The 21,408-nt window shown below is 62.5% G+C and carries 25 protein-coding genes; 17 read left to right on the top strand and 8 right to left on the bottom strand.

Annotated elements, in window-relative coordinates:
- The first annotated feature begins 81 nt into the window (after nucleotides 1–81).
- From So717_RS20045 to So717_RS20025, 5 genes are all read left to right on the top strand, one after another.
- Nucleotides 82–1,797, top strand: coding sequence for an acyl-CoA dehydrogenase family protein (locus So717_RS20045; RefSeq protein WP_159980653.1), 1,716 nt, complete (start codon nucleotides 82–84; stop codon nucleotides 1,795–1,797).
- Complete coding sequence (locus So717_RS20040; protein ID WP_159980651.1) at nucleotides 1,797–2,843, top strand: MBL fold metallo-hydrolase; 1,047 nt, start codon at nucleotides 1,797–1,799, stop codon at nucleotides 2,841–2,843. The genes So717_RS20045 and So717_RS20040 overlap by 1 nt, the downstream gene beginning before the upstream one ends.
- A 3-nt stretch (nucleotides 2,844–2,846) precedes the next feature.
- On the top strand, nucleotides 2,847–3,308 hold the full coding sequence (locus tag So717_RS20035) for a DUF6173 family protein (RefSeq protein ID WP_159980649.1): 462 nt from the start codon (nucleotides 2,847–2,849) through the stop codon (nucleotides 3,306–3,308).
- A gap of 91 nt (nucleotides 3,309–3,399) precedes the next feature.
- A complete protein-coding gene (locus So717_RS20030) occupies nucleotides 3,400–3,534 on the top strand; it encodes an aa3-type cytochrome c oxidase subunit IV (RefSeq protein WP_159980647.1) in 135 nt (44 codons plus the stop codon).
- A gap of 21 nt (nucleotides 3,535–3,555) precedes the next feature.
- Nucleotides 3,556–4,152 carry a hypothetical protein gene (locus So717_RS20025; protein WP_159980645.1) on the top strand — a complete coding sequence of 199 codons (597 nt, stop codon included), beginning with the start codon at nucleotides 3,556–3,558 and terminating at the stop codon, nucleotides 4,150–4,152.
- Nucleotides 4,153–4,286: 134 nt separating this feature from the next.
- Here So717_RS20025 and So717_RS20020 read toward each other — a convergent pair whose 3' ends face one another.
- Both So717_RS20020 and So717_RS20015 read right to left on the bottom strand, forming a co-directional pair.
- Nucleotides 4,287–4,613 (bottom strand): AzlD domain-containing protein, encoded by a 327-nt coding sequence (locus tag So717_RS20020; protein ID WP_159980643.1) that lies wholly within the window; start codon nucleotides 4,611–4,613, stop codon nucleotides 4,287–4,289.
- Nucleotides 4,610–5,341 carry an AzlC family ABC transporter permease gene (locus tag So717_RS20015; RefSeq protein WP_159980641.1) on the bottom strand — a complete coding sequence of 244 codons (732 nt, stop codon included), beginning with the start codon at nucleotides 5,339–5,341 and terminating at the stop codon, nucleotides 4,610–4,612. The genes So717_RS20020 and So717_RS20015 overlap by 4 nt, the downstream gene beginning before the upstream one ends.
- 48 nt (nucleotides 5,342–5,389) lie before the next feature.
- Between So717_RS20015 and fdhD the strand changes: the two genes are divergently transcribed.
- The 5 genes from fdhD (at nucleotide 5,390) to So717_RS19990 (ending at nucleotide 10,013) form a co-directional block, all read left to right on the top strand.
- Nucleotides 5,390–6,277, top strand: a complete 888-nt coding sequence (gene fdhD, locus So717_RS20010; protein ID WP_159980639.1) for a formate dehydrogenase accessory sulfurtransferase FdhD — start codon at nucleotides 5,390–5,392, stop codon at nucleotides 6,275–6,277.
- A complete protein-coding gene (gene mobA, locus So717_RS20005; protein WP_159980637.1) occupies nucleotides 6,274–6,882 on the top strand; it encodes a molybdenum cofactor guanylyltransferase MobA in 609 nt (202 codons plus the stop codon). The genes fdhD and mobA overlap by 4 nt, the downstream gene beginning before the upstream one ends.
- Nucleotides 6,879–7,370, top strand: a complete 492-nt coding sequence (mobB, locus tag So717_RS20000) for a molybdopterin-guanine dinucleotide biosynthesis protein B (protein WP_159980636.1) — start codon at nucleotides 6,879–6,881, stop codon at nucleotides 7,368–7,370. Before mobA ends, mobB begins: the two co-directional genes overlap by 4 nt.
- A 20-nt stretch (nucleotides 7,371–7,390) precedes the next feature.
- A complete protein-coding gene (locus So717_RS19995; RefSeq protein ID WP_159980739.1) occupies nucleotides 7,391–9,439 on the top strand; it encodes a molybdopterin-binding protein in 2,049 nt (682 codons plus the stop codon).
- 73 nt (nucleotides 9,440–9,512) lie between these two features.
- A complete protein-coding gene (locus tag So717_RS19990) occupies nucleotides 9,513–10,013 on the top strand; it encodes an aggregation factor core (protein ID WP_238841117.1) in 501 nt (166 codons plus the stop codon).
- Nucleotides 10,014–10,017: 4 nt separating this feature from the next.
- On the opposite strand, the gene So717_RS19985 is transcribed toward So717_RS19990, so the two are convergent.
- The 3 genes from So717_RS19985 to So717_RS19975 form a co-directional block, all read right to left on the bottom strand.
- A complete protein-coding gene (locus tag So717_RS19985; RefSeq protein WP_159980634.1) occupies nucleotides 10,018–11,040 on the bottom strand; it encodes a hypothetical protein in 1,023 nt (340 codons plus the stop codon).
- Nucleotides 11,041–11,052: 12 nt separating this feature from the next.
- Nucleotides 11,053–11,523: a transcription elongation factor GreA gene (gene greA / locus So717_RS19980; protein ID WP_159980632.1), complete on the bottom strand. Its 471-nt coding sequence runs from the start codon at nucleotides 11,521–11,523 to the stop codon at nucleotides 11,053–11,055.
- A 128-nt stretch (nucleotides 11,524–11,651) separates the two neighbouring features.
- Nucleotides 11,652–12,032, bottom strand: a complete 381-nt coding sequence (locus So717_RS19975; RefSeq protein WP_159980630.1) for a VOC family protein — start codon at nucleotides 12,030–12,032, stop codon at nucleotides 11,652–11,654.
- 78 nt (nucleotides 12,033–12,110) lie between these two features.
- On the opposite strand from So717_RS19975, the gene soxR reads away from it, so the two are divergent.
- From soxR to So717_RS19955, 4 genes are all read left to right on the top strand, one after another.
- Nucleotides 12,111–12,566 (top strand): redox-sensitive transcriptional activator SoxR, encoded by a 456-nt coding sequence (soxR, locus tag So717_RS19970; protein ID WP_159980628.1) that lies wholly within the window; start codon nucleotides 12,111–12,113, stop codon nucleotides 12,564–12,566.
- A gap of 184 nt (nucleotides 12,567–12,750) precedes the next feature.
- Nucleotides 12,751–14,400, top strand: a complete 1,650-nt coding sequence (locus tag So717_RS19965; RefSeq protein ID WP_159980626.1) for an electron transfer flavoprotein-ubiquinone oxidoreductase — start codon at nucleotides 12,751–12,753, stop codon at nucleotides 14,398–14,400.
- 119 nt (nucleotides 14,401–14,519) lie between these two features.
- Nucleotides 14,520–16,229 carry a tetratricopeptide repeat protein gene (locus So717_RS19960; RefSeq protein ID WP_159980624.1) on the top strand — a complete coding sequence of 570 codons (1,710 nt, stop codon included), beginning with the start codon at nucleotides 14,520–14,522 and terminating at the stop codon, nucleotides 16,227–16,229.
- Nucleotides 16,216–17,049, top strand: a complete 834-nt coding sequence (locus So717_RS19955; protein WP_238841115.1) for a 4-(cytidine 5'-diphospho)-2-C-methyl-D-erythritol kinase — start codon at nucleotides 16,216–16,218, stop codon at nucleotides 17,047–17,049. Before So717_RS19960 ends, So717_RS19955 begins: the two co-directional genes overlap by 14 nt.
- On the opposite strand, the gene So717_RS19950 is transcribed toward So717_RS19955, so the two are convergent.
- Nucleotides 17,042–18,043 carry a polyprenyl synthetase family protein gene (locus So717_RS19950; protein ID WP_159980620.1) on the bottom strand — a complete coding sequence of 334 codons (1,002 nt, stop codon included), beginning with the start codon at nucleotides 18,041–18,043 and terminating at the stop codon, nucleotides 17,042–17,044. The genes So717_RS19955 and So717_RS19950 overlap by 8 nt on opposite strands.
- Nucleotides 18,044–18,098: 55 nt before the next feature.
- On the opposite strand from So717_RS19950, the gene So717_RS19945 reads away from it, so the two are divergent.
- The 3 genes from So717_RS19945 (at nucleotide 18,099) to So717_RS19935 (ending at nucleotide 19,327) form a co-directional block, all read left to right on the top strand.
- Entirely contained in the window at nucleotides 18,099–18,314 is a 216-nt protein-coding gene (locus So717_RS19945) for a putative signal transducing protein (RefSeq protein ID WP_159980618.1), read from the top strand.
- On the top strand, nucleotides 18,311–19,051 hold the full coding sequence (locus So717_RS19940) for a tRNA1(Val) (adenine(37)-N6)-methyltransferase (protein WP_159980616.1): 741 nt from the start codon (nucleotides 18,311–18,313) through the stop codon (nucleotides 19,049–19,051). The genes So717_RS19945 and So717_RS19940 overlap by 4 nt, the downstream gene beginning before the upstream one ends.
- 111 nt (nucleotides 19,052–19,162) lie before the next feature.
- A complete protein-coding gene (locus So717_RS19935) occupies nucleotides 19,163–19,327 on the top strand; it encodes a YdcH family protein (RefSeq protein WP_159980614.1) in 165 nt (54 codons plus the stop codon).
- Here So717_RS19935 and yddG read toward each other — a convergent pair.
- On the bottom strand, nucleotides 19,308–20,192 hold the full coding sequence (gene yddG, locus So717_RS19930) for an aromatic amino acid exporter YddG (protein WP_159980612.1): 885 nt from the start codon (nucleotides 20,190–20,192) through the stop codon (nucleotides 19,308–19,310). The genes So717_RS19935 and yddG overlap by 20 nt on opposite strands.
- The gene (locus So717_RS19925; RefSeq protein ID WP_159980610.1) at nucleotides 20,189–21,133 is read right to left on the bottom strand and encodes a transcriptional regulator GcvA; all 945 of its coding nucleotides are present in this window, start codon (nucleotides 21,131–21,133) and stop codon (nucleotides 20,189–20,191) included. Before So717_RS19925 ends, yddG begins: the two co-directional genes overlap by 4 nt.
- Between the last annotated feature and the right edge of the window lie 275 nt (nucleotides 21,134–21,408).

Below are 21,408 nucleotides of genomic sequence, written 5' to 3'. Positions count from 1 at the left end.
TTGCGTTCGAAACCCTTTATCGGGTCGCGCGCGCCTTGCCAAGAGACCGACACGGTGCGCCCTGGGATTGGAGAGACCGATATGCCCTATCAGGCCCCCGCAGACGAATATGCCTTTTTGTTTGAGCACGTGGTGGACTTCGACGAGGTGCAAGCCACGGACCGTTTTGGTGAGGCGAGTTCGGACGTGGCGCAAGCCATTCTGACCGAAGCGGCCAAGCTCTGTGACGAGGTGCTGGCACCCCTGCAGCGCCCGGGTGATCTGCATCCAGCCCGGCTGGAGAATGGCGTTGTGCGCACCTCGCCGGGCTTTGCCGAGGGGTGGTGCGCGATTGCGGAGGGTGGCTGGGTTGGCATGGCGGCGGATCCGGCGCATGGGGGCATGGGGCTGCCGATGACGCTGACCTCCGCCGTGAATGAGATGATGAGCGGGGCCTGCCTTTCGCTGCAACTGGCCCCCCTGATGAGTCAGGGGCAGATCGAGGCGCTGGAGGCGCATGCAAGCGATGCCATCAAGGACCTCTACCTGCCGAAGCTGATCGCAGGCGAGTGGACCGGCACCATGAACCTGACCGAGCCGCAGGCGGGTTCGGACGTAGGTGCGCTCACCACCCGTGCGGTGCCGAATGGCGACGGGACCTATGCAATCAGCGGCCAGAAGATCTACATCAGCTGGGGGGATCATGACGTGGCGGAGAACATCTGCCATCTGGTGCTCGCCCGGCTGCCGGACGCGCCTGCGGGCACCAAGGGGATCAGCCTTTTCCTCGTGCCGAAATTCATCCCGAACGAGGATGGCAGCCTCGGCCCGCGCAACGGCGTGACTGCGGTGAGCCTTGAGCACAAGATCGGCCTGCATGGCTCCCCCACTGCTGTCATGCAGTATGACAGCGCCACCGGCTGGCTTGTCGGACCGGAGCAGGGCGGCATGGCGGCGATGTTCACGATGATGAACAACGCCCGGCTTGGTGTGGGTGGGCAGGGCATTGGCGTGGCCGAAGGCGCTTACCAGCACGCGCTGACCTATGCGCAAGAGCGCAAACAGGGCCGCACTGCGGTTGAGGGCGGTACAGGCACCATCCTTGATCATGCGGATGTGCGGCGTATGCTGATAACCATGAAAGCCGACATCTTCGCCGCCCGCGCCATTGCGCTCAGCTGTGCAAAGGCCATCGACATGGCCCATGCGGGTGCGGGCCCTGAATGGGAGGCGCGTGCCGCGTTCCTCACTCCCATCGCCAAGGCCTTTGGCACCGACACAGGAATCGCCGTTGCGGAAACCGGGGTGCAGGTGCACGGTGGTATGGGCTTTATCGAGGAGACTGGTGCCGCGCAGTACAGCCGCGACGTGAGGGTGACGGCCATCTACGAAGGGACCAACGGCATCCAAGCCATGGACCTTGTGGCGCGCAAGATGATGGATGGGGGCGAGACCGCGGCGCGATTGCTGGATGAGATTGAAACCTGCGCCGAAGAGGCTCGCAGCGTTCTGCCCGATCTGGCGGAGCCGGTTTGGCAGGCCTCCGAGAGCCTGCGCGAGACAACGGAGTGGCTGGTGGCGCAGACCGATATGAGCGAGCGTTTTGCCGGGGCCGTGCCGTACCTGCGTGCCTTTGCGCGGGTTCTTGGTGGCTACATGCACCTGCGCGCGGCGCTGGCTGATCTGGGCGGGCCGCGTGAGGCGCTGGCGCGGTTCTACATCAAGCGGCTGATGCCGGAACATGTGGGCCTTCTGGCCCATGCGCAGGCGGGGGCCGATGATCTTTACGGGCTGAGCCCAGACGATCTGGCCGCCTGATGAAAGATCAGCCCCCCGAAGGTCTGCGCTACCCCTGGGAGGCGCCGCCTGCTGAGGGGGAGGCCATTGAAGTGGCCGAGGGTGTCTTATGGATGCGCCTGCCGCTGCCGATGAAACTCGACCATGTGAATGTCTACGCGTTGGATGACGGCGACAGTTGGACGATTGTGGACACAGGCTTTGCCTCGAAACGCGGAAAGGCGCTTTGGGCGCGGCTGATGGCGGGACCGCTGGTTGGGAAGCCAATCTCCCGCGTTGTGGTCACGCATCACCATCCTGATCATATCGGGTTGGCTGGGTGGTTGCAGGTGGAACATGGGGCGGAGCTGCTGACGACGCGCACCGCCTGGCTGATGGCGCGGATGCTCACGCTGGACGAACAGCCCGTGCCCGCGCCCGAGGCCATGGCCTTCTACCGCAGCGCCGGGATGGCACCGGAGATCTACGCACAGCGCGAGGGCGAACGGCCGTTCAACTTTGCGGATGTGGTGGCACCCCTGCCGCTGGGCTACACACGCCTTTGCCAAGGCGACAGCCTGACCATGGGTGGGCGCACATGGAACGTGCATATCGGCAATGGCCATGCGCCGGAACATGCGACCTTCTGGAGCCGGGATGACGGATTGGTACTGGCGGGTGATCAGATCTTGCCCTCGATCAGCCCGAACATCGGCGTCTATCCAACCGAACCCATGGCGGACCCGATAGCCGACTGGCTGGAGGCCTGCGAACGGCTGGCGGGGCTGGCCCGGCCTGAGCATCTTGTTCTGGGCGGCCATAAGCTGCCCTTCGCCGGCTTGCCCATGCGCATGCGGCAGCTGATCGACAATCACCACGGGGCGTTGAAGCGGCTTTTGGAATTCATCGACACGCCCAAGGCGGCAGGGGAGTGCTTTGCGCCGCTCTTCAAGCGCAATATTGGTCCGGCGGAGTACGGCCTCGCGCTGGTGGAGTCGGTGGCACATCTCAGCCATCTCTATCAGAGCGGGCTTGCCACGCGGACCCGTCGAGAAGATGATGCCTGGGTGTACCAGCGCAAGGAGTAGGCTATGGGGGAGCAGATCGAAACCTCTGCCGAGGCGGCAGAAGCTGCAGCTCTGCCGAGACGGCACGAGGTGCATTGCGATCCCGACAGCCCTGCGCCAAAGACCGAAGATATCCCGCCGCAGGTGGCAAAAAAGGGGGTGGCGCAGAAGTCGCCCGCGCAATGGGCCTATGAGCGCATTATCCTGTATCTCAAGAATTTCGAAGAGCAGTTGGACAGCACCGAAGAGGTCGCCATGGGGTTCACCAACGGCGGGACGGGTGTGCTGCGGATCGAAGGCATGGGGTATTTCGACCCAGATATCGTGACCTTCTATGGCTCGGATGGCACCGGTGGGCGCACGCAGTTGATCCAACATGTCAGTCAGTTGAACGTGATGCTGCGGGCGCTGCCGAAACCGGAAGAGACGCCCAAGGCCCGGCGCATCGGGTTCCGCCTGGCGCAGGACATCGCGCCTGAGGCCTGAGCATTTCGTCGCATTGGAGCTAAGGGAGAGGTGACATCACGTCTCGAATCCAGTAGGGCTGGCGTCAAAGACGAACAGAAGGGCTGCGGCAATGGCAGAACACAAACACGGTGAGATGGACATCGACGTGCAGGAGAAGACGTTTGATGGCTTCATGCGCTTCACCACGCGCTCGGTGATCGTGATCCTGGCGATCATTGTCCTGATGGCGATCTTCATCACCTGAAGACAAGCGGGGGCAGCGCAGATGCGGATTTTTGCGATGCTGGCTGTGCTGGCGGCTCTGTCTGCCTGCGCGGCACCTTCCCCTTTCGAAGTGACGGCACAGGAGGCGGCGGCACGCGCTTATGTGCCGGAGGGGCCGCCGAAGCTGACGCTTTTCACCATGGTGAACAACACAACCGGCGCGGGCGGGCATACGGCGCTGATGGTCAGCGGGTCGCAACAGGTGATCTTTGACCCGGCGGGGTCTTTCCAGCATGAGTTGGTCGCTGAGCGGGGGGACGTGCTCTATGGCATGTCACCGGCCTGGGTGCAGGCCTACAAAAGCGCACATGCCCGCAATTCGCACCATGTTGTGAGCCAGGAGATTGTGGTGACGCCGGAGCAGGCGGAGCGGGCCTTGCAACTGGTGATGCAGAACGGCAGCGTTGGCAGTGCGTTTTGCACCAACTCGACCTCCTCTATCCTGCGTCAGGTGCCGGGGTTCGACGGGGTTCGTGTGACGTTTTATCCCATCAAGCTGATGGAGCAAATTGCCGGGCGGTCTGACGTTGTCACGGATCGGTATTATGAGAATGATGCGGGTGACGTACTGGACGGGATTGAACCTGCTGAGGGTTGAACTGGTATGACCTCGGGCAGAGGAGCGCTCTTACCCCCTATCGAAGGGGGACGGGCGCGGCCCGGCGTGGCCGCCGGGCGGACCAGCCGGAGAGGTTTTCGGGCCGTATCATAGATATCTTTGCCTGCGGCCTGTCAGCCCATGACCCACAGCAGCCCAAAGAGTGTCCCGGCCCCGGACAGGATGGCGGCCAGAACGTTCTTTGTCAGCAGGCCCACCACAAGCGTGACAGCGGCAGCGGCCATCCTTGGCATATCCGGATCACCACCCGTGGCTGCGGGCCAGACCACCTGTGGCGCCACAAGTGCGGGGAGGATGGCCACTGCGGTATATCGCAGGTGCCGCAGCAGCCAGGCGGGCATCGGCCTGTCGCCGACAATGCCAAGGAACGCAAAACGCAGCGCGTAGCTGCCGATCCCCAGCCCGACAATGACTGTCCAGAGGGTTGTCTGATCGATCATGGGCCGCTCCTCTTGCGCTCCAGCCAGACTTCAGCCTGAGCGCCGGCCATCATGCCGATGGTGCCGGCGATGATCAGGCCAAGCGAATACGGCACCCCTGCCGACAAAAGGCTGACGACAATGGCCACGAGCGCTGCGATCACATGGGCCGCCGTGCGTAGCATGGGTGCGACGAGCGCCAGAAAGGTGATCGGCAATGCAAAATCAAGCGCCCAGTTGTCTGGAATCTGCGTGCCCACAAGAGCGCCCAGCACCGTGCAGATGTACCAAAGTGGCACGATGGGACTGAGCACGCCCGAGAAATAGGCCATCCGCTGTGGCACGGTCATCTGCGGCTCTTTCTCGAACTGCACGATGGAGCAGGCATAGGACTGATCCACCGTGAAATACGCAGCCAAGGCGCGTTGCCACAGGGGGGCCGCGCCGATCCACGGGGTGAGTGAGGCGGAGTACATCGCAACGCGCAGATTGACCGCCAGCGCCGAGGCCAGCACGATGGCGGTCGGCGCGTTTTCCTGCATGAGCTGAAGCGCGGTGAACTGCGCGGCCCCCGCAAAGACGACGGCGGAAAAGGACAGCGTCTCCAGCACGTTCAGGCCTGCTTCGGTCGCCAGAACGCCAAAGAGCATGGCAAAGGGGGCGACCACCAGCAGAAACGGCGTGCCATCGGCAAAGCCGGTCCAATAGGCACGGGATGTGCTGTGTTTTTTCGCTGTGGTGGAGGGCATGATATGCTTCTAATGTGTCATGCAAGCCGTAGCCCAGCCCCGCGGAGGATGCAATTGGCCAGAGTGCAGGACAGCAGCGATTATCTGATTGCGCCCGACCCGGGAGCCGCGCGCCTGACGCGTGGCGTGACGGGTTTTGATCACCAGGGGCGTGCGGTTGAGACCCGGGTGGTGGAAGAGCGCCCCCTGACGATTTTCCTCAATGGGCAGGAGATTGTGACCGCGATGACCATCGGCGACTATCCTGACTATCTGGCGCTTGGGTTCCTGTGCAATCAAGGGATGCTGCGCGCCGAGGATGAGATCACCGGCGTTGATTTCGACGAGGAGCTCGACACCGTTGTGGTGCGCACGGCGCGGCAGACCAACTATGAGGAAAAGATGCGCAAGAAGACGCGGACCAGCGGTTGCGCTGTTGGCACCGTGTTCGGCGACATGATGGCGGGGCTGGAGGGCGTCAGCCTGCCGGATATCAATGTGCGCACCTCCTGGCTTTATGCGCTGAGTGCCAGGATCAACCGCACGCCCTCGCTCTATCTGGAGGCCGGGGCGATCCATGGTACGGTGCTCTGCCAGCAGGATCGACCTTTGGTCTATATGGAAGACGTCGGGCGGCACAACGCCGTTGACAAGATCGCGGGATGGATGCTGGCCGAAGGCGTGAGCGCAGACGACAAGATCCTCTACACAACCGGGCGGCTGACCTCCGAGATGGTGATCAAGACCGCGATGATGGGCATTCCGGCGCTGGCCTCGCGCTCCGGCTTCACGGCCTGGGGGGTGGAGATTGCACAGCAGGTCGGGCTGACGCTGATTGGCCGGATGAAAGGCCAGCGGTTCATTTGCCTTTCGGGCGAGGCACGGCTGATCCGCGACATCGATCCGGCAACCGTCGCCGCTGAGCCGCGGCGCGCAGGGCGGAAGGCCGCCGAATGAAGCAACCGCTTGGAGTGATTCTGGCCGGAGGGCAGGCCAGACGTATGGGCGGCGGCGACAAGGGGTTGCTCCGCCTCGGCGGGCAAACCCTGCTGAGGCATGTTATCGACCGGCTGGAGCCGCAGGTGGCGGGGCTTGCGCTGAACGCCAATGGCGATGCGGCGCGGTTTGACGCCTATGGTTTGCCGGTCCTGTCTGACAGCATCAATGGCTTTGTGGGGCCGCTTGCGGGTGTTTTGGCCGGGCTGGACTGGGCCGCCGACCAGGGTGCGGAGACGATTGTGACCGCTGCAGCAGACACGCCGTTCTTTCCCGGTGATCTGGTGCCGCAGCTGCTGATGGCGGGCGAGGGCATGACACATCCGCTGGTGCTGGCCGCAACCCCGGACGCGGAGCGGGGCTTGGTGCGCCACCCGACCTTTGGCCTTTGGCCTGTGGCTTTGCGGGACGATCTGCGCGCGGCGCTGAGTGATGGCCTGCGAAAAGTGGTGATGTGGACCGACCGGCATGAGGGGCGCATGGCGTCGTTCCCCGTGACCCGGTTCGATCCGTTTTTCAACGTGAACACCCCGGATGATCTGGCCCGCGCCGAGGCGCTGATATGAGGCTTTACGGTATCGTCGGGTGGAAGAACGCGGGCAAGACCGGATTGATGGAACGGCTTGTGACTGAGATCACAGGCCGCGGCATATCCGTCTCGACCGTGAAGCACGCGCATCACGTCTTTGACGTGGACCAGCCGGGCAAGGACAGCTACCGCCACCGGCAGGCGGGTGCCACTGAGGTCTTGCTGTCGTCGCGCAAGCGCTTTGCCTTGATGCATGAGCTGCGCGGTGAAGATGAACCAACGCTACAGGCGCTGCTGGCCAAACTGGCGCCGGTCGATCTTGTGCTGGTTGAGGGCTATAAACGTGACACGCACCCCAAGGTCGAGGCGCATCGCGCTGTCACCGGCAATCCGCTGATTGCACCGGAGGACCCAACTGTGCGGGCGGTGGCCAGCGATAGCCCGGTGACCTGTGATAGGCCTGTCTTTGACCTGAATGACACGCGCGCCATTGCGGATTTCATCCTCGCGGAGGTGGGGCTGTGAGCCACTTTGACACGGTGGTCATGGTCGACTGGTCGGGTGGAAATGATACGGGCCCCAAGCCGCGCGCGGATGCTATCTGGGCGTGTGTCGCGCGCATGGGGCGGGCGGAGGCACCGCAGTATCTGCGAAATAGGTGCTTGGCAGAAGACTGGTTGGCCGAGCTTTTTGAAGAAGAACAGGCGGCGGGGCGGCGGGTTCTGGCAGGGTTTGACTTTCCCTTCGGGTACCCCGCGGGTTTCGCCAAAGCTGTCACCGGCAGCGCGGACCCATTTGCACTCTGGGCCTGGCTTGAACGCCGGATCGAGGATGCACCTGCGGGCAATAACCGGTTCGACCTTGCTGCTGAGATCAACCGACGATTTGGCGGGAAAGGCCCCTTTTGGTTCAACGGGTTGAAGCGCGACATTGAAGGGTTGCCGCGTCGCAAGACCGGATATGTCAACCCGTTCCCCGAGCGCCGCGCGGTGGAAGAGCGAGCGCCGGGCACCTTCTCCTGCTGGCAGCTGGGCGGGACGGGGGCAGTCGGCTCCCAGGTGCTTATGGGGCTGCCGGTTCTGGCGCGTTTGCGCCAGCGGTTCGGGGCAGCGGCCTGGCCGTTTGAGAGGCTGGATAACTGGCTTGCTTTTGTCGAGATTTGGCCATCATTGACGGTTGGTTCAGTACCGGACGGCTGGATCAGGGATGCCTGGCAAGTGCATGAAGTTGCGCGGTTGGTATCAGGTCTTGCACCTGAAAAGCTACAGAACCTTCTGAATGTGGAAAACCCAGAGGAAGGTTGGATATTTGGGGTCGGTCAAGAGGATGAGTTGCGCCAGATCGCGGCGCAACCGCCGCGCTTGTCCAACGATTGCTTTGCATTGCCACCCGGTGTGAATTGGACCCCCGTCGAGGATGCGCTGCATATGCTTGAGGCACGTCTGCACCCGGTGACGGGGATCGAAACAGCTGGCGTTGATCAGGCCACAGGCCGCGTTTTGGCTGAGGATGTGATCGCCGAACGCTCCAACCCGCCACTGCCGAACACTGCCGTAGATGGCTACGGCTTTGCAGGTGGACGGGGCCCGGGCGTGCACCGGATGCCACTTGTATCAGGTCGCGCTGCCGCTGGGGACGCACCGGGCCAGGTCCGGGAGGGGGCGGCTCAGCGCGTTCTGACCGGGGCTGCACTGCCCGACGGAGTCGATACGGTGGTGCTGCAGGAAGATGTCACGCTCAGCGCGGGTGAGATAACATTTCGGGGGCCAATCAAACCCGGTGCGAATACCCGCCGCACGGGCGAAGACGTGCAGCAAGGGGATGTCGCGCTGACCCGGGGCACCCGTGTCGGCCCTGCGGAAGCGGCCTTGTTGGCAGCGATTGGTGTCCGGCAGGTGCCGGTGCACAAGCCCCTTCGTGTCGCAGTTGTGTCCACCGGGGCGGAACTGGTCGAGGCGGGCGCGACAGCAGCGGACGGTCAGATCTTCGATGCCAACAGGCCGATGCTGCTGGAGATGATCCGCCGCCTTGGGCACCAGCCTGTCGACATGGGGCGGGTCGGTGATGACCGTGCTCAGCTTGCGCAGCTATTGGATCAGGCTGCGGACCAAGCTGATCTGATTTTGACCAGCGGTGGGGCATCGGCCGGTGATGAAGATCACGTCTCGGCGCTGCTGAAGGAGGCCGGGGCGATGACGCTGTGGCGCATCGCCGTCAAACCGGGCCGTCCGCTTGCGCTTGGTCTGTGGTCGGATGTGCCCGTCTTCGGGCTGCCCGGTAACCCGGTTGCGGCCCTGACCTGCGCGCTGGTGTTCGCGGCCCCCGCGATGGCCCGGCTGGCGGGGGCGCCATGGTTGACGCCGCAGGGCTTCGAGGTGCCCGCCGGGTTCACCAAGGCCAAGAAACCGGGGCGGACAGAGTTCCTGCGCGCCCGCATCCGTGACGGGCGGGCAGAGGTGTTCCTCTCTGAAGGCTCGGGCCGGGTGTCCGGTCTGAGTTGGGCGGAGGGTTTTGTTGAACTGCCGCATGAGGCGGTGGAGATCACACCCGGCACGCCGGTGCGCTACATCCCCTTTGGCAGCTTTGGGCTGTAGCCCGAGGGCTTTCCCCCAACGTATCGGGCTCTAACTCTCCAACAAAGAAAATGCGACAGAGAGGTCCCCCGTGATGCCATCGAGAATTTTATGCGCCGGGTGTCTGGCTGTTTTTGCGACGCAGGCGCAAGCTGAATGCGTTCAGGCGCTGACAGTGACATTCGTCGAAAGCGCGCCGCGTGATCGGTTCGAGATCAGCCATACGGCCACAGGCGTCTTTGTGTCCGACATCAGCATTGATCTGCGCCGCTCCTCTGGCGCGTTGATCTTTGACACGGCCGCAGGCGGTGCGGGGGTCGAGGTGTTCCAACCCTTCGAGGCGGGCGCCGGGGTCGGTGATGCACAGATCGCAGATGGCGCGGACCAGCTCAGCATTCGTCTCGATGCGCTCTCCGCAGGGCAACGTACGGGCTTCACCATCGATGTGGACGATCAGCAGGCGCAATCGGATCTGGGCCAGATCCGCGTGACCGGGGCCGAGATTGCCGGCGCGCGGGTGATTTTCACATTGGTTGACGGCGAAACGCTGGAAGCGGAGTTCGACGCGCAAAACCGCGCCAAAGTCTGTACTTGAGGCGCTAGTCGAACGTACCCGCGACGCGGCCCAGCAACATAAAAGCGCGGGCCGTGCGGGTTTCAGCGAGAGCGGAAATCTCTCCATCCGTCACGGTTTTTTCGAACTCGGCGAAGGTCTTGTCAAACAGGCGCAGGAAATGGTGCGCCGCATCACGGAAGATCGGATCCTGCTTCATCCGGCCTGCAGTAAGTGCGAGGGAGGAGCGATCACGCACCCCGCCCAGTGCTGCAATCGGACGGCCCCGGGCACCTTGCCCGAACTGCCGCCAGACCTCGGGCCGGGCCCGATCCGGGCGCAGATCATCCATGTAGATACCGTCCTGGCTGAGCAGGGTCAGCACATCCTGCGCGGCTTGTATCAGTTGCGCTGTCATCCGATCTTGCAGGGCGCGGCGAAGGGCGGCGAACCCGGCCTTATCCTCAGCTGTTTCTGGAAAGTTCAGCGCCAGGATGAAATCAGCCACTGCAAGCGGCGGGGCCAGATCAGCGGCCTGGGTGCCCAGCTCCAGCAACGGCTGATCGTCGCTGCCGGTTTCGGCCACCTGCTCTGCCGGGCGCAGGTGGTCGCGCTGTGATGCAAATGTCGTCAGCGCAATCTCTGCCTTGCGCGCGGTGGCGGCGATTTCATCCAACTTGCGCACAACGGTCCCGGGGTCCGGCCCGACCACGCCGCTTTGGGTCTGGGCGATGTAGCTCTGACGGATCGCATCAATGGCTGCTTGAAGGCGCTGGCTTTCCTCGCGCATCACCCGGCTGGAGCGTATTGCCGTCGCTCCGATCCAGATCATGCCGATGGGCAGGAGGATCGCGAGAACAACCATGACCCTCCGCAGCCCGTCCACGTCACTCTCAGATGGCACCAGCAGAAAAAACAAGGCAGCGGCGATCAGCCAAACCCCGGAAAGTGCAATAGCCACCACCTCGATATTGGTGATGCCCTCACTGCCGGGGCGGTCATAGATACCAAGCGGGGTCGGGCGCGCCTTGGGCTCTGTCTCGTCTGTGGTTTCAGAGGTTTCGGTCATCGGCCCTTCCCGTCAGGCATAGACGATCTTGAGCACCTCATAGGACTTCTCGCCGCCCGGCGTGCGCACTTCTACGCTGTCGCCTTCGTCCTTGCCAATGAGCGCACGTGCGATCGGCGATTTTATGTTCAGCAGGCCCTTTTCGATGTTGGCTTCATGCTCGCCGACGATCTGCCAGGTCTTTTCTTCATCGGTGTCCTCGTCGACCAGCGTCACAGTTGCACCGAACTTGATGGTGCCTGACATTTTTGACGGGTCGATAACCTCGGCCAGCCCCAGAACGCCTTCCAGCTCCTTGATACGGCCCTCGATGAAGGACTGCTTCTCGCGCGCGGAATGATACTCGGCATTTTCTGACAGATCGCCATGCTCGCGCGCCTCTGCAATGGCTTTGATGATCGCGGGGCGTTCCACGGATTTCAGCTGTTTCAGCTCCGTTTCCAGGTCGGAGTGGCCCTTGCGGGTCATGGGTATCTTGTCCATCGGGTCATCCACGAAATGACGGCGGCCCGCCGGGCAAGCCGGGGGCCGCGGGTGAAGGTTGGCAACTACCTGACCCAAAGGCGGAGGAAAATGCAAGAGGATCATGCAGGTCCGTTGCCGCGCTTCGGTCAGTCGTATTGCACCACCTCATATTCAATGTTGTCATCATCGTGAAAGTAGAACCGGCGCCCCGGCTCATAGTCGCCGTGATTGCCGGGGGTGAAGCCCGCGGCGGTCACCGCGTCTTCCATCGCGTCGATGTCATCGACCACCACCGCGATATGGTTGAGCCCGCCACGGGTGAGGTAGCTGTTGGGCTTTTGTGTCGTATCGGCGCCCGGTGTGTAGAGCGCCAGATACTGCGCGTCGGTGCCCACATGGATGGAATGTCCGCCGTCTTTGGCCTCGCCTTGCCAACGGATATGCCAGCCAAAGAGCTTCTGCATCCAGGCAGCGGTCGCCGCACCATCGGAAACAGTGTAGTTTGCGTGTTCAAGCTCTGCGGTCATCGGATGTTTCTCCTTGATATTCACTCGATGACAGGTACCGTAATTTCTAAACCTAACTTCAGGTCAAGGGATTTTTTCGTGGTGGTGAATGAAGGTTTGTCTATCGGAGCGCTGGCTGCCCGCACCGGCCTCGCTGTCTCGGCGATCCGCTATTATGAGGCGCAGGGGTTGATCCGCCCGTGGCGCAATACGGGCGGGCAGCGGCGGTTTGAACGCTCTGATCTGCGGCGGCTCAGCTTTGTCATGATCGCGCAGCAGTTTGGCTTCACCCTGCCGGAGATTCGCACGCAGCTTGACCGCCTGCCCGGTGGGCGCACGCCGACCAAGGCAGACTGGGCGCGGATCAGCGCCGGGTTTCGCGCCCGACTCGATGAGAAAATCGAGACATTGACGCGGCTGCGCGACAATCTTGATGGCTGTATCGGCTGCGGGTGCCTGTCGCTGCCCAACTGCGCGCTTTACAACCCGACCGACCGAGCAGCTGAAAAAGGGGCGGGGCCGCGCTATCTGATGGGGGACAGGCCAGAGGCGTGATGCATTTTTAGGCAATCGCTAGCTGTCGTGACGCAAGATTGCGTGAATTTTTGTTGATTTTTTTCACGAAGCGCTTTTATGACGTCTCGTTGCGATTGCAATGGGCCCGGTCGTGGTTTAGCCAATCGCGAAAGATTATTGCGCGGGCGGGGCCGCGCCCCGTTGGTTTATAAGGGAGCCGGACATGTCCGAGACAGAACGCGAAGCAATGGAATACGATGTTGTCATCGTTGGTGCAGGGCCTGCGGGTCTCTCTGCGGCGATCCGGCTGAAACAGTTGGATGCCGATTGCAACGTTGTTGTGCTTGAGAAGGGCTCGGAAGTAGGCGCGCATATCCTGTCGGGCGCGGTGCTCGACCCGGTGGGCCTCGATACGCTGATCCCGGATTGGAAGGCGAAGGGCGCGCCGCTGAACGTGCCGGTGGTGGAAGACAACTTCTACATGCTGGGCGAAGCGGGGCAGGTGCGTATCCCGAACTTCCCGATGCCGCCGCTGATGAACAACCACGGCAACTACATCGTCTCCATGGGCAATGTCTGCCGCTGGATGGCGGAGCAGGCGGAAGAGCTGGGTGTGGAGATCTTCCCCGGCATGTCCTGTTCTGAGCTGGTTTTTGACGAAAGTGGCGGGATAAAGGGTGTCGTCGCGGGGGAATTTGGCAAGAACCCGGATGGCAGCAAGGGGGACAGTTATGAGCCGGGCATGGAGCTGCACGGCAAATACGTCTTCCTCAGCGAAGGTGTGCGCGGCTCGCTCTCCAAGCAGGTGATCGCAAAATACAACCTCTCAGATGGGCACGAGCCGCAGAAATACGGCCTCGGCATGAAAGAGATCTGGGAGATCGACCCGGCCAAGCACCGCGAAGGCTCGGTCACCCACACGATGGGCTGGCCACTGAACGCCAACGCGGGTGGCGGGTCCTTCATCTATCACCTTGAGAACAATCAGGTTTACGTGGGCTTTGTGGTGCACCTGAACTACAAGAACCCGTATCTCTTCCCTTACATGGAATTCCAGCGCTTTAAGCACCACCCGATGGTCGCGGACCTGCTGGAGGGCGGCAAGCGCGTGGCCTACGGCGCGCGTGCGATCTCGGAAGGCGGCTATCAGTCGATGCCCAAGATGGTCGCGCCCGGCGTCGCTCTGCTGGGCTGTTCGGTCGGGATGGTCAACGTGCCGCGTATCAAGGGCAACCACAATGCGATGCTCTCCGGTATTGCTGCCGCCGAAGCTGCCATCGCGGCCATCGCCGAAGGGCGCAGCGGCGATGAACTGACCGTTTATGAGACCGAAGTCCGCAGTGGCAAGATCGGCGCAGACCTCAAAAAGGTCCGTAACGTCAAACCTTTGTGGTCCAAATATGGTCTGACTGCCAGCCTTGTGATGGGCGGCCTCGACATGTGGACCAACACGCTGGGCTTCTCGCTCTTTGGCACCATCGGCCACGGCAAGTCCGACGCCGAGGCGACTGAGGAAGCCGCCAAGCACACGGTCATCGACTACCCCAAACCCGACGGCAAACTGTCCTTTGACCGGCTGACCAACGTGGCCTTCTCCTTCACCAACCACGAAGAGAGCCAGCCTGCGCATCTGACGCTGAAAGACGCCGATGTGCCGGTGAAGAGCAACCTGCCGACATACGCAGGCCCCTCGGCGCGCTATTGCCCGGCAGGCGTGTATGAATTCGTGCAGGAAGAGGGCAAGGACACGCGGTTTGTGATCAATTTCCAGAACTGCGTGCACTGCAAGACCTGCGACATCAAGGATCCTGCGCAGAACATCGTCTGGACCACGCCGCAGGGGGGGGATGGCCCAAACTATCCTAACATGTGATCACATCTTGGAACGGCTCCGGTAAATTATCGCTGCGCGGGCGGGGCCGGCATTGCGCTTGGTCCCGAACCTGTTAGCCTTATCACAAAGCCAACAGGTGTTGAGGGAGCAGTCCACCCGTGTCTCGTATCGTCAAAGCCGCCGCGACGGCGCTCGCGCTATCAGTGACAGCAGCGGCGCCTGCTGCGGCGCAATCCATTGCGGGCCCTTACCTGGCCGGGCGCTCCGCCGCCACACACAGCGATTTTGAACAGGCCGCAGATTACTTCACCCGTGCCCTGACCCGTGATCCACGCAACGGCCAGCTGATGGAAAGCGTTCTCGCCTCGCAACTGGCGCTGGGGCGGCTGGAACGTGCGGTGCCTGTGGCCGAAGCACTGGCGGCACTGGGCCAACAGGGTCAGATCGCTGATCTGGTTCTGACCGCCGATCTGATCCTCAAGGAAGACTATGAGGCGGTGATCGCGACGTCCCTCGGAGAGCAGGGCATCGGCCCGCTGGTTGATGGTCTGATCCGCGCCTGGGGCCTGCTGGGTACCGGGCAGGCTCAAAAAGCGCTGGAGGCTTTTGATGCGCTCGCCGTCGAGCCCGGGTTGCAGGGCTTTGCGATGTATCACAAGGCCATGGCGCTTGCCTCTGTAGGGGATTTCGAAGGGGCCGAAGAGATCTTTGGCACCGATGCCTCCGGCACCGTGCTGCAGACCCGGCGTGGTGTTTTGGCCCGCGCCGAGATCCTGTCGCAGTTGGAGCGGGACGCAGAGGCGTTGGAGCTTTTGCAGCGGGTGTTTAACGGGGCAACCGACCCGGAGATCGAGCAGATGGTCGAGGCGCTGAACGGCGATGCGCCTGTGCCCTTCCGGCACATCACGTCGGTCCAGGATGGTCTGGCCGAGGTCTTCTTTTCCGTGGCAGCGGCCCTGCGCAGCGAGGCGGGCCCGGACTACACGATCCTCTATGCGCAAATTGCCTTGGCCTTGCGGCCTGATCATGTGGATGCCGTTCTGCTGGCCGCAGAGCTTTTTGAAGAGCTTGAGCAATACGACCAGGCGATCAAGGTTTACCGCACCGTGCCTCAGACGGATCCCGCATATCACGCGGCGGAACTTGGGCGTGCCGCCGCCCTGCGCCGCTCTGGCAAGCCCGAAGCCTCTATCGAGGTGCTGGAGCAGTTGACCCGTAGCCATGGTCATCTTGCTGCTGTGCAATCTTCGCTGGGGGACGCCTTGCGCCAACAAGACCGCTTCGCCGAGGCGGTTGTTGCGTATAACCGTGCGGCAGCCTTGCTCGAAGATCGGGGCGGGCCCAGCTGGTTCCTCTACTACGCGCGGGCGATTGCATATGAGCGGCAGGACAATTGGGCCGAGGCCGAGTCGGACTTCCGCGCAGCCCTGGCGATCAACCCCGGCCAGCCGCAGGTGCTGAACTACTTGGGCTATTCGCTGGTGGAACAGCAGGTCAAGCTGGAAGAGGCGCTGGAGATGATCGAGCGTGCTGTGGCGGCCAGCCCGGACAGCGGCTACATCATCGATTCGCTGGGCTGGGCGCTCTATCGCCTCGGCCGCTACGAGGAGGCCGTGCCGCATATGGAACGCGCGGTGGAACTGATGCCGGTTGATCCGGTGGTGAACGACCATCTGGGGGATGTCTACTGGGCGGTTGGACGCAAGCGCGAGGCAGAGTTTCAATGGGCCCGCGCGCTGTCCTTCGTCGATGAAGACGATGCCAGCGGTGAAGCCGATCCGGCGCGGATCCGGCGCAAGCTGGATGTGGGCCTCGACATCGTGCTGTCGGAGGAAGGTGCGGAGCCGCTGCAAGTTGCACGAGACTGACGCGCCGGAGGGCGAGGCGCTGGAGGTTTTTGCGCCCGCCAAGATCAATCTGACATTGCACGTGACCGGGCAGCGGGAGGATGGCTATCACCTGCTTGACAGCCTTGTGGTCTTCGCTGATGTCGGCGATAGGCTGCGGCTCACCGCAGGGGAGGGCCTTGCTCTGCAAGTGACAGGGCGGTTGGCTGCAGGGGTGCCCGCAGACGCCCGCAATCTGGTGTGGCGGGCGGCAGAGCTGGTGGGTTGGCGGGGTCGGATTGACCTGGAGAAACACCTGCCGCATGGCGGGGGCATCGGCGGTGGATCCTCTGATGCAGGGGCGTTTCTGCGGGCAGTCGGCTGGCAGGAAAGCGCCGTCTCGCTGGGCGCAGATGTGCCAGTGTGCCACCTCGGGCACGCGGCTCGGATGTCCGGCATTGGTGATCAGATCACGCCTGCAAAGGATGTCATCAGTTTTTTTGCAGTGCTGGTGAATCCCAACGTCCACATTGCAACCCCAAAGGTGTTCCAAAACCTCACGGCAAAATCCAATCCGCCGATGCCCGCGTTGCCCGCTGCAGGCGCCGGCGGGCGCGTCTGGATTGAGTGGCTGACCACGCAACGCAATGATCTGCAGGACGCGGCACAAGGCGTTGCGCCAGTCATTGGTGACGTGTGCGTGGCTCTTGCCGAAACAGACGAGGTCCTTCTGACGCGGATGTCGGGCTCAGGGGCGACGTGCTTTGGCCTCTACCCGTCTGCCCGGGCGGCGCATGCCGCAGCTGAGACGCTAGCGCAGCAGCACCCGGACTGGTGGTGCGTGCCGACGGTGCTCAGTTGATCCGTTCAACGACGTAATCCGCCAGATCTTCCAACATGGTCTTGATCTCATGCGCGGGCAGGGGGGCTAGCGCCGCCTTTGCTCGTGCTGCCCAGGCGCGCGCCTCTCCGGCGGTCTCGGTCAGGGCATCATGCTTGCTGAGCAGGGCTTGCACCGTCTCCAGATCAGCGTCGGTCTGCTTGCCCTTTTCGATCGTCCGTTCCCAGAACGCGCGCTCCTCCGCGTCTGCCTTGGCCACGGCTTTGAGCAGCGGCAGGGTCAGCTTGCGCTCCCGGAAATCGTCCCCGAGGTTCTTGCCGGTTGCGCCGGGATCTCCCTGAAAATCCAGCAGGTCATCGACAATCTGGAACGCGATGCCAAGCGCATCGCCATAGTCATAAAGCGCCTGCACCTGAGCGTCGGGTGCATCTGCGATCACGCCGCCCACCTCGGTTGCGGCAGAAAACAGGGCCGCTGTCTTGCCCCGGATCACCTGCATGTAGATCGCTTCGGTGGTGTTCAGATCCTGGCTGGCGGTCAGCTGCAGCACTTCCCCTTCGGCAATCGTCGCAGAGGCATTCGACAAGATATCAAGCACGCGCAGCGACCCGGTCTCGACCATCAGCTGGAAGCTGCGCGAGAACAGATAGTCTCCCACCAGCACGGACGATTTGTTATCCCACAACAGGTTCGCGGTGGGCCGCCCGCGCCGCTGGCCGCTTTCATCCACCACATCATCGTGCAGCAGCGTGGCGGTGTGGATGAACTCGACAGTCGCAGCGAGATTGATGTGGAATGGCCCCTCATAGCCGCACAGATGGGCCGCGGCGAGCGTCAGCATCGGGCGCAGCCGTTTGCCGCCTGCTTCAACCAGATGCGCGGTCACCTCGGGGATGCGCGGCGCATGCTCAGACGTCATGCGGGTGCGGATCAGCGTGTTCACCGCATGGAGGTCCGCAGCCAGATAGGCCGCCATCCGATCATGCGGTTTCTGCGAATTTTCTGTCTGCCGCATCAACTTCCCGTTTGCAGGCTCGACATCCTCGTCGGCTTGCCCTTAGATCCCTGATATGAAGGAACTTTTGCGCAGCACCGACCCCACGATCATCGCCTTTGCCACGGCCCTTCTTCAAGGCGAGGATATAGACTGCTTTGAGGTGGACGTAAACATGAGCGTGCTTGAAGGCGGCATCGGAATCTTCCCCCGCCGGCTGATGGTGCGGGCGGACGATCACGCCATGGCCGAACGTGTGATGAAGGACAATGATATCCCCTTCGGGCGATGAACGACACGCTGACGATAGACGCGTTTCTGGGCGGTCGGGTGCAGCTTTTGCAGCCACGCACCGGCTATCGCGCAGGGGTCGATCCGGTCTTGCTGGCGGCCAGTGTGGCAGCGCGCGCCGGTCAATCCGTGCTTGATCTGGGCTGTGGCGTCGGCGCTGCGATGTTATGTCTCGCCGCGCGGGTGCCGGGGCTACATATCACAGGTGTTGAGCTTCAGGAGGACTATGCCGAACTGGCGCGGCGGAACAGCTCTGGCGCGGCTGAGGTCATCGTCGCGGACATCACCGCGCTGCCTCGGGAGGTGCTGCGACGCCAGTTCGATCACGTGATCGCCAACCCGCCCTATTTCGACCGGGCGGCGAGCCGCGAGGCGCGGGATGCGGGACGCGAGACCGCCTTGGGTGAAACCGCGCCCCTGACCGACTGGGTCAAGGTGGCGGCAAAGCGGCTGAAGCCCAAGGGATACGCGCATATCATCCACCGGGCGGAGCGGTTGCCGGAGATCCTCGGTGCCTGGCCAAACGGGATGGGCAGCGTCGAAGTGCTGCCTCTGGCACCGCGCGCGGGACGGTTGGCAGAGCTGGTCATCGTGCGGGCGCGCAAGAACGGGCGTGGCGCCTTCAAACTGCACCCACCGCTGATTCTGCACGCAGGTGAACGCCACACAACGGATGCTGAAGACTACATTCCAGCGGTGAAAGCCATCCTCCGGGACGCCGATCCGCTGGAATTCTAGCGCGTCTTAACACAATTTTAACGAGTATCGCCCCCATGTTGCTTGTGCGGCGTGACTTGAATCACCATCTGTGATCCACTGACTTTACACCGTTGCAAACAGGAGGAATGAATGAGCATCACTGCACATGTCGACCAGCTGAAAAAGAAGCATCAGTCCCTGAGCGAAGCCGTGGAAGAGGCGCAACGGTCCCCCGGCATAGATGATCTTGCGATTGCCGACCTGAAAAAGCAGAAACTCCGCCTGAAAGAAGAAATTACTCGCTTGTCGGCCTAGGGGTTGAACCGAAGCTGGCGTAGGCGGCCAAGGCCGCCCCGCCGGTAATCAGAATAGCAGCCAGACCCAGTGTTGCCGAAAGCGGCGCGACACCTGCCAGAACAAGAATGCACGTGGACAGCAAGGGCGCCGCATAAGACGCGGCGCCAAGCAGTTGAATGTCGCCGTGTTTGACACCAATGTCCCAGACAAAGAAGGCCAGCCCGACTGGGCCCAGGCCCAAAAGCGCCGTGGAGACCCAGCTGATCGTGTCTGCAGGCCATATGGTCTCCTCAAACGCCAGGTGCAGGGGCATGGACAGGGCGGCTGCACCAAGGCAAAACACCGTGACGGATTGCGTGGGTGCATCACCAACGCGCCGCGAAAGCACCGAATAGCTTGACCACGTGAAGGCGCAGATCAGCGCCAGGGCATAGCCCGCTCCATGGCTGGCCTGAAAGCCTTGCCCGCCTCCCGATATGATCAGCGCCGCGCCCACAAATCCGGTCACCGCACCAAGCACATGGCCGCGTCGCAACCGCTCCCCCGGCAGCAGCCCGGACATCAGAACGATGAGCAAGGGCCAGAGATAGGCGATCAGCCCGGCTTCCGCAGCCGGTGCCAGCCGCAGGGCCGAGAAGTACAGTGCGTGATATCCGAAGAGCCCGAGCGTGCCGAATGCATACACCCGCCAAGAAACCTGGCGCAGCACGCCAAGCCCGCCTGAGAAGGCCGTCCAGACCAAGCCGCAGGCGCCGCCGATCAAAAAGCAGATGGTGTTCAGCAGCAGCGGCGGCGTGGGCGCGGAGCCGACGGTCAACAAGGCCAGCAGTGCCCAGAGCAGGACCGCACCAAAACCCACTGCTGTGGCTTGCACCCTGCTCATCGAGCACGCTCGCCCGGCGCCACGATCTGCAAGCGGCTGGTAACATGGGTGGTCTTGTCGATCTCTCGCAGGATCCACTCGCGAAACGCCTTCACCTGCGGGCGGTCTTCACTCCCCTCCGGGCATAGAAACCGGAACATGGCTCCTGTCGACAGGGCGACCCCGTAAGGTGTGACAAGCCGCCCTTCGTCGATGTCCTTCACCACCAACGCCCGCCGCCCCAGCACCACTCCGGCACCGGCGAGGGCCGCGTCCACGGCATGGTCGGCCTGGCTGAAATGCGCGCCGTGCTTGGGGTCGAAATCCACACCCATGGCGGCGAACCACTCTGCCCAGCCGCAGGGCGGGTTCAGAAAGTCTATCGAATCGTCGAAGATCAGCGGTGCTTCGGTCAGGCTTTGCGGCGTCGGGAACTGCGCGGCCAAGGCGGGTGTCATGACCGGGGCCACCCACTCTTCTGTCAGGGGCAGGCAGTAGAGCCCGTCTCCCTCCTCTTTGCCAAAGCGGATGGCCACATCAATCGCGTCGCGCCCAAAATCCATGATCCGAAGGGCTGCTGAGAACCGCAGCTCGACCTCTGGATGTGCTTGCGCAAATTCGTAGAGTCGCGGCGCAAGCCATTTTGCGGTGAACGCCGGGCCTGCGGTCACCGTTAGGGACTGATCATCCTGCAAACGTTGCGTGCTGCGCCAGGCATTGGCCAATGTCTGAAAGCCATCCGAGACACCCGGTGCCAGCGTCTGACCTGCTTCGGTCAATTCCACGGCACGGTTCAGGCGGCGGAAGAGCGGTGCCCCCAGATGCTCCTCAAGCGACTTGATCTGAAAGCTGAGCGCGGCAGGCGTCACCGCAAGCTCATCCGCCGCCTTGGCAAAAGACATATGCCGAGATGCGGCTTCAAAGGCGCGCAGGGCAGTCAGGGGGGGTAATATGTTAACCATAGCCACTTAAATACAGCTTAACTGATGATATGGAAAGTCTCGTTTGTCAGTTTTGTTAGCGGCTGTCATATTGGGTTCAGATCAGATGAGCTTTTGCAAAAAAGGATCCTCCCATGTTCGAAGCGACCACCCGCCGTGACACCCGAGATGCCATGCAACGCGCACATGAAGAGCGTGCGCAAGCCATGAAGAGCGCCTGGAATTGGCTGTTTTCGACTTCCCGCTGATCGGCTGCAGCGATCTTACGGGATAAAAAAGGGCCGGTCACAGCGACC

It is taken from the genome of Roseobacter cerasinus (assembly GCF_009811755.1).
GTDB classification, from domain to species: domain Bacteria; phylum Pseudomonadota; class Alphaproteobacteria; order Rhodobacterales; family Rhodobacteraceae; genus Roseobacter; species Roseobacter cerasinus.
This window is presented reverse-complemented; position numbering and strand designations above follow the sequence as displayed.

Coding starts and splice junctions, on each gene's coding strand:
- So717_RS20045 (WP_159980653.1), top strand. CDS start 82: ATGCCCTATCAGGCCCCCGCAGACGAATATGCCTTTTTGTTTGAGCAC.
- So717_RS20040 (WP_159980651.1), top strand. CDS start 1,797: ATGAAAGATCAGCCCCCCGAAGGTCTGCGCTACCCCTGGGAGGCGCCG.
- So717_RS20035 (WP_159980649.1), top strand. CDS start 2,847: ATGGGGGAGCAGATCGAAACCTCTGCCGAGGCGGCAGAAGCTGCAGCT.
- So717_RS20030 (WP_159980647.1), top strand. CDS start 3,400: ATGGCAGAACACAAACACGGTGAGATGGACATCGACGTGCAGGAGAAG.
- So717_RS20025 (WP_159980645.1), top strand. CDS start 3,556: ATGCGGATTTTTGCGATGCTGGCTGTGCTGGCGGCTCTGTCTGCCTGC.
- So717_RS20020 (WP_159980643.1), bottom strand. CDS start 4,613: ATGATCGATCAGACAACCCTCTGGACAGTCATTGTCGGGCTGGGGATC.
- So717_RS20015 (WP_159980641.1), bottom strand. CDS start 5,341: ATGCCCTCCACCACAGCGAAAAAACACAGCACATCCCGTGCCTATTGG.
- fdhD (WP_159980639.1), top strand. CDS start 5,390: ATGCAATTGGCCAGAGTGCAGGACAGCAGCGATTATCTGATTGCGCCC.
- mobA (WP_159980637.1), top strand. CDS start 6,274: ATGAAGCAACCGCTTGGAGTGATTCTGGCCGGAGGGCAGGCCAGACGT.
- mobB (WP_159980636.1), top strand. CDS start 6,879: ATGAGGCTTTACGGTATCGTCGGGTGGAAGAACGCGGGCAAGACCGGA.
- So717_RS19995 (WP_159980739.1), top strand. CDS start 7,391: ATGGTCGACTGGTCGGGTGGAAATGATACGGGCCCCAAGCCGCGCGCG.
- So717_RS19990 (WP_238841117.1), top strand. CDS start 9,513: ATGCCATCGAGAATTTTATGCGCCGGGTGTCTGGCTGTTTTTGCGACG.
- So717_RS19985 (WP_159980634.1), bottom strand. CDS start 11,040: ATGACCGAAACCTCTGAAACCACAGACGAGACAGAGCCCAAGGCGCGC.
- greA (WP_159980632.1), bottom strand. CDS start 11,523: ATGGACAAGATACCCATGACCCGCAAGGGCCACTCCGACCTGGAAACG.
- So717_RS19975 (WP_159980630.1), bottom strand. CDS start 12,032: ATGACCGCAGAGCTTGAACACGCAAACTACACTGTTTCCGATGGTGCG.
- So717_RS19965 (WP_159980626.1), top strand. CDS start 12,751: ATGTCCGAGACAGAACGCGAAGCAATGGAATACGATGTTGTCATCGTT.
- So717_RS19950 (WP_159980620.1), bottom strand. CDS start 18,043: ATGCGGCAGACAGAAAATTCGCAGAAACCGCATGATCGGATGGCGGCC.
- So717_RS19945 (WP_159980618.1), top strand. CDS start 18,099: ATGAAGGAACTTTTGCGCAGCACCGACCCCACGATCATCGCCTTTGCC.
- So717_RS19940 (WP_159980616.1), top strand. CDS start 18,311: ATGAACGACACGCTGACGATAGACGCGTTTCTGGGCGGTCGGGTGCAG.
- So717_RS19935 (WP_159980614.1), top strand. CDS start 19,163: ATGAGCATCACTGCACATGTCGACCAGCTGAAAAAGAAGCATCAGTCC.
- yddG (WP_159980612.1), bottom strand. CDS start 20,192: ATGAGCAGGGTGCAAGCCACAGCAGTGGGTTTTGGTGCGGTCCTGCTC.
- So717_RS19925 (WP_159980610.1), bottom strand. CDS start 21,133: ATGGTTAACATATTACCCCCCCTGACTGCCCTGCGCGCCTTTGAAGCC.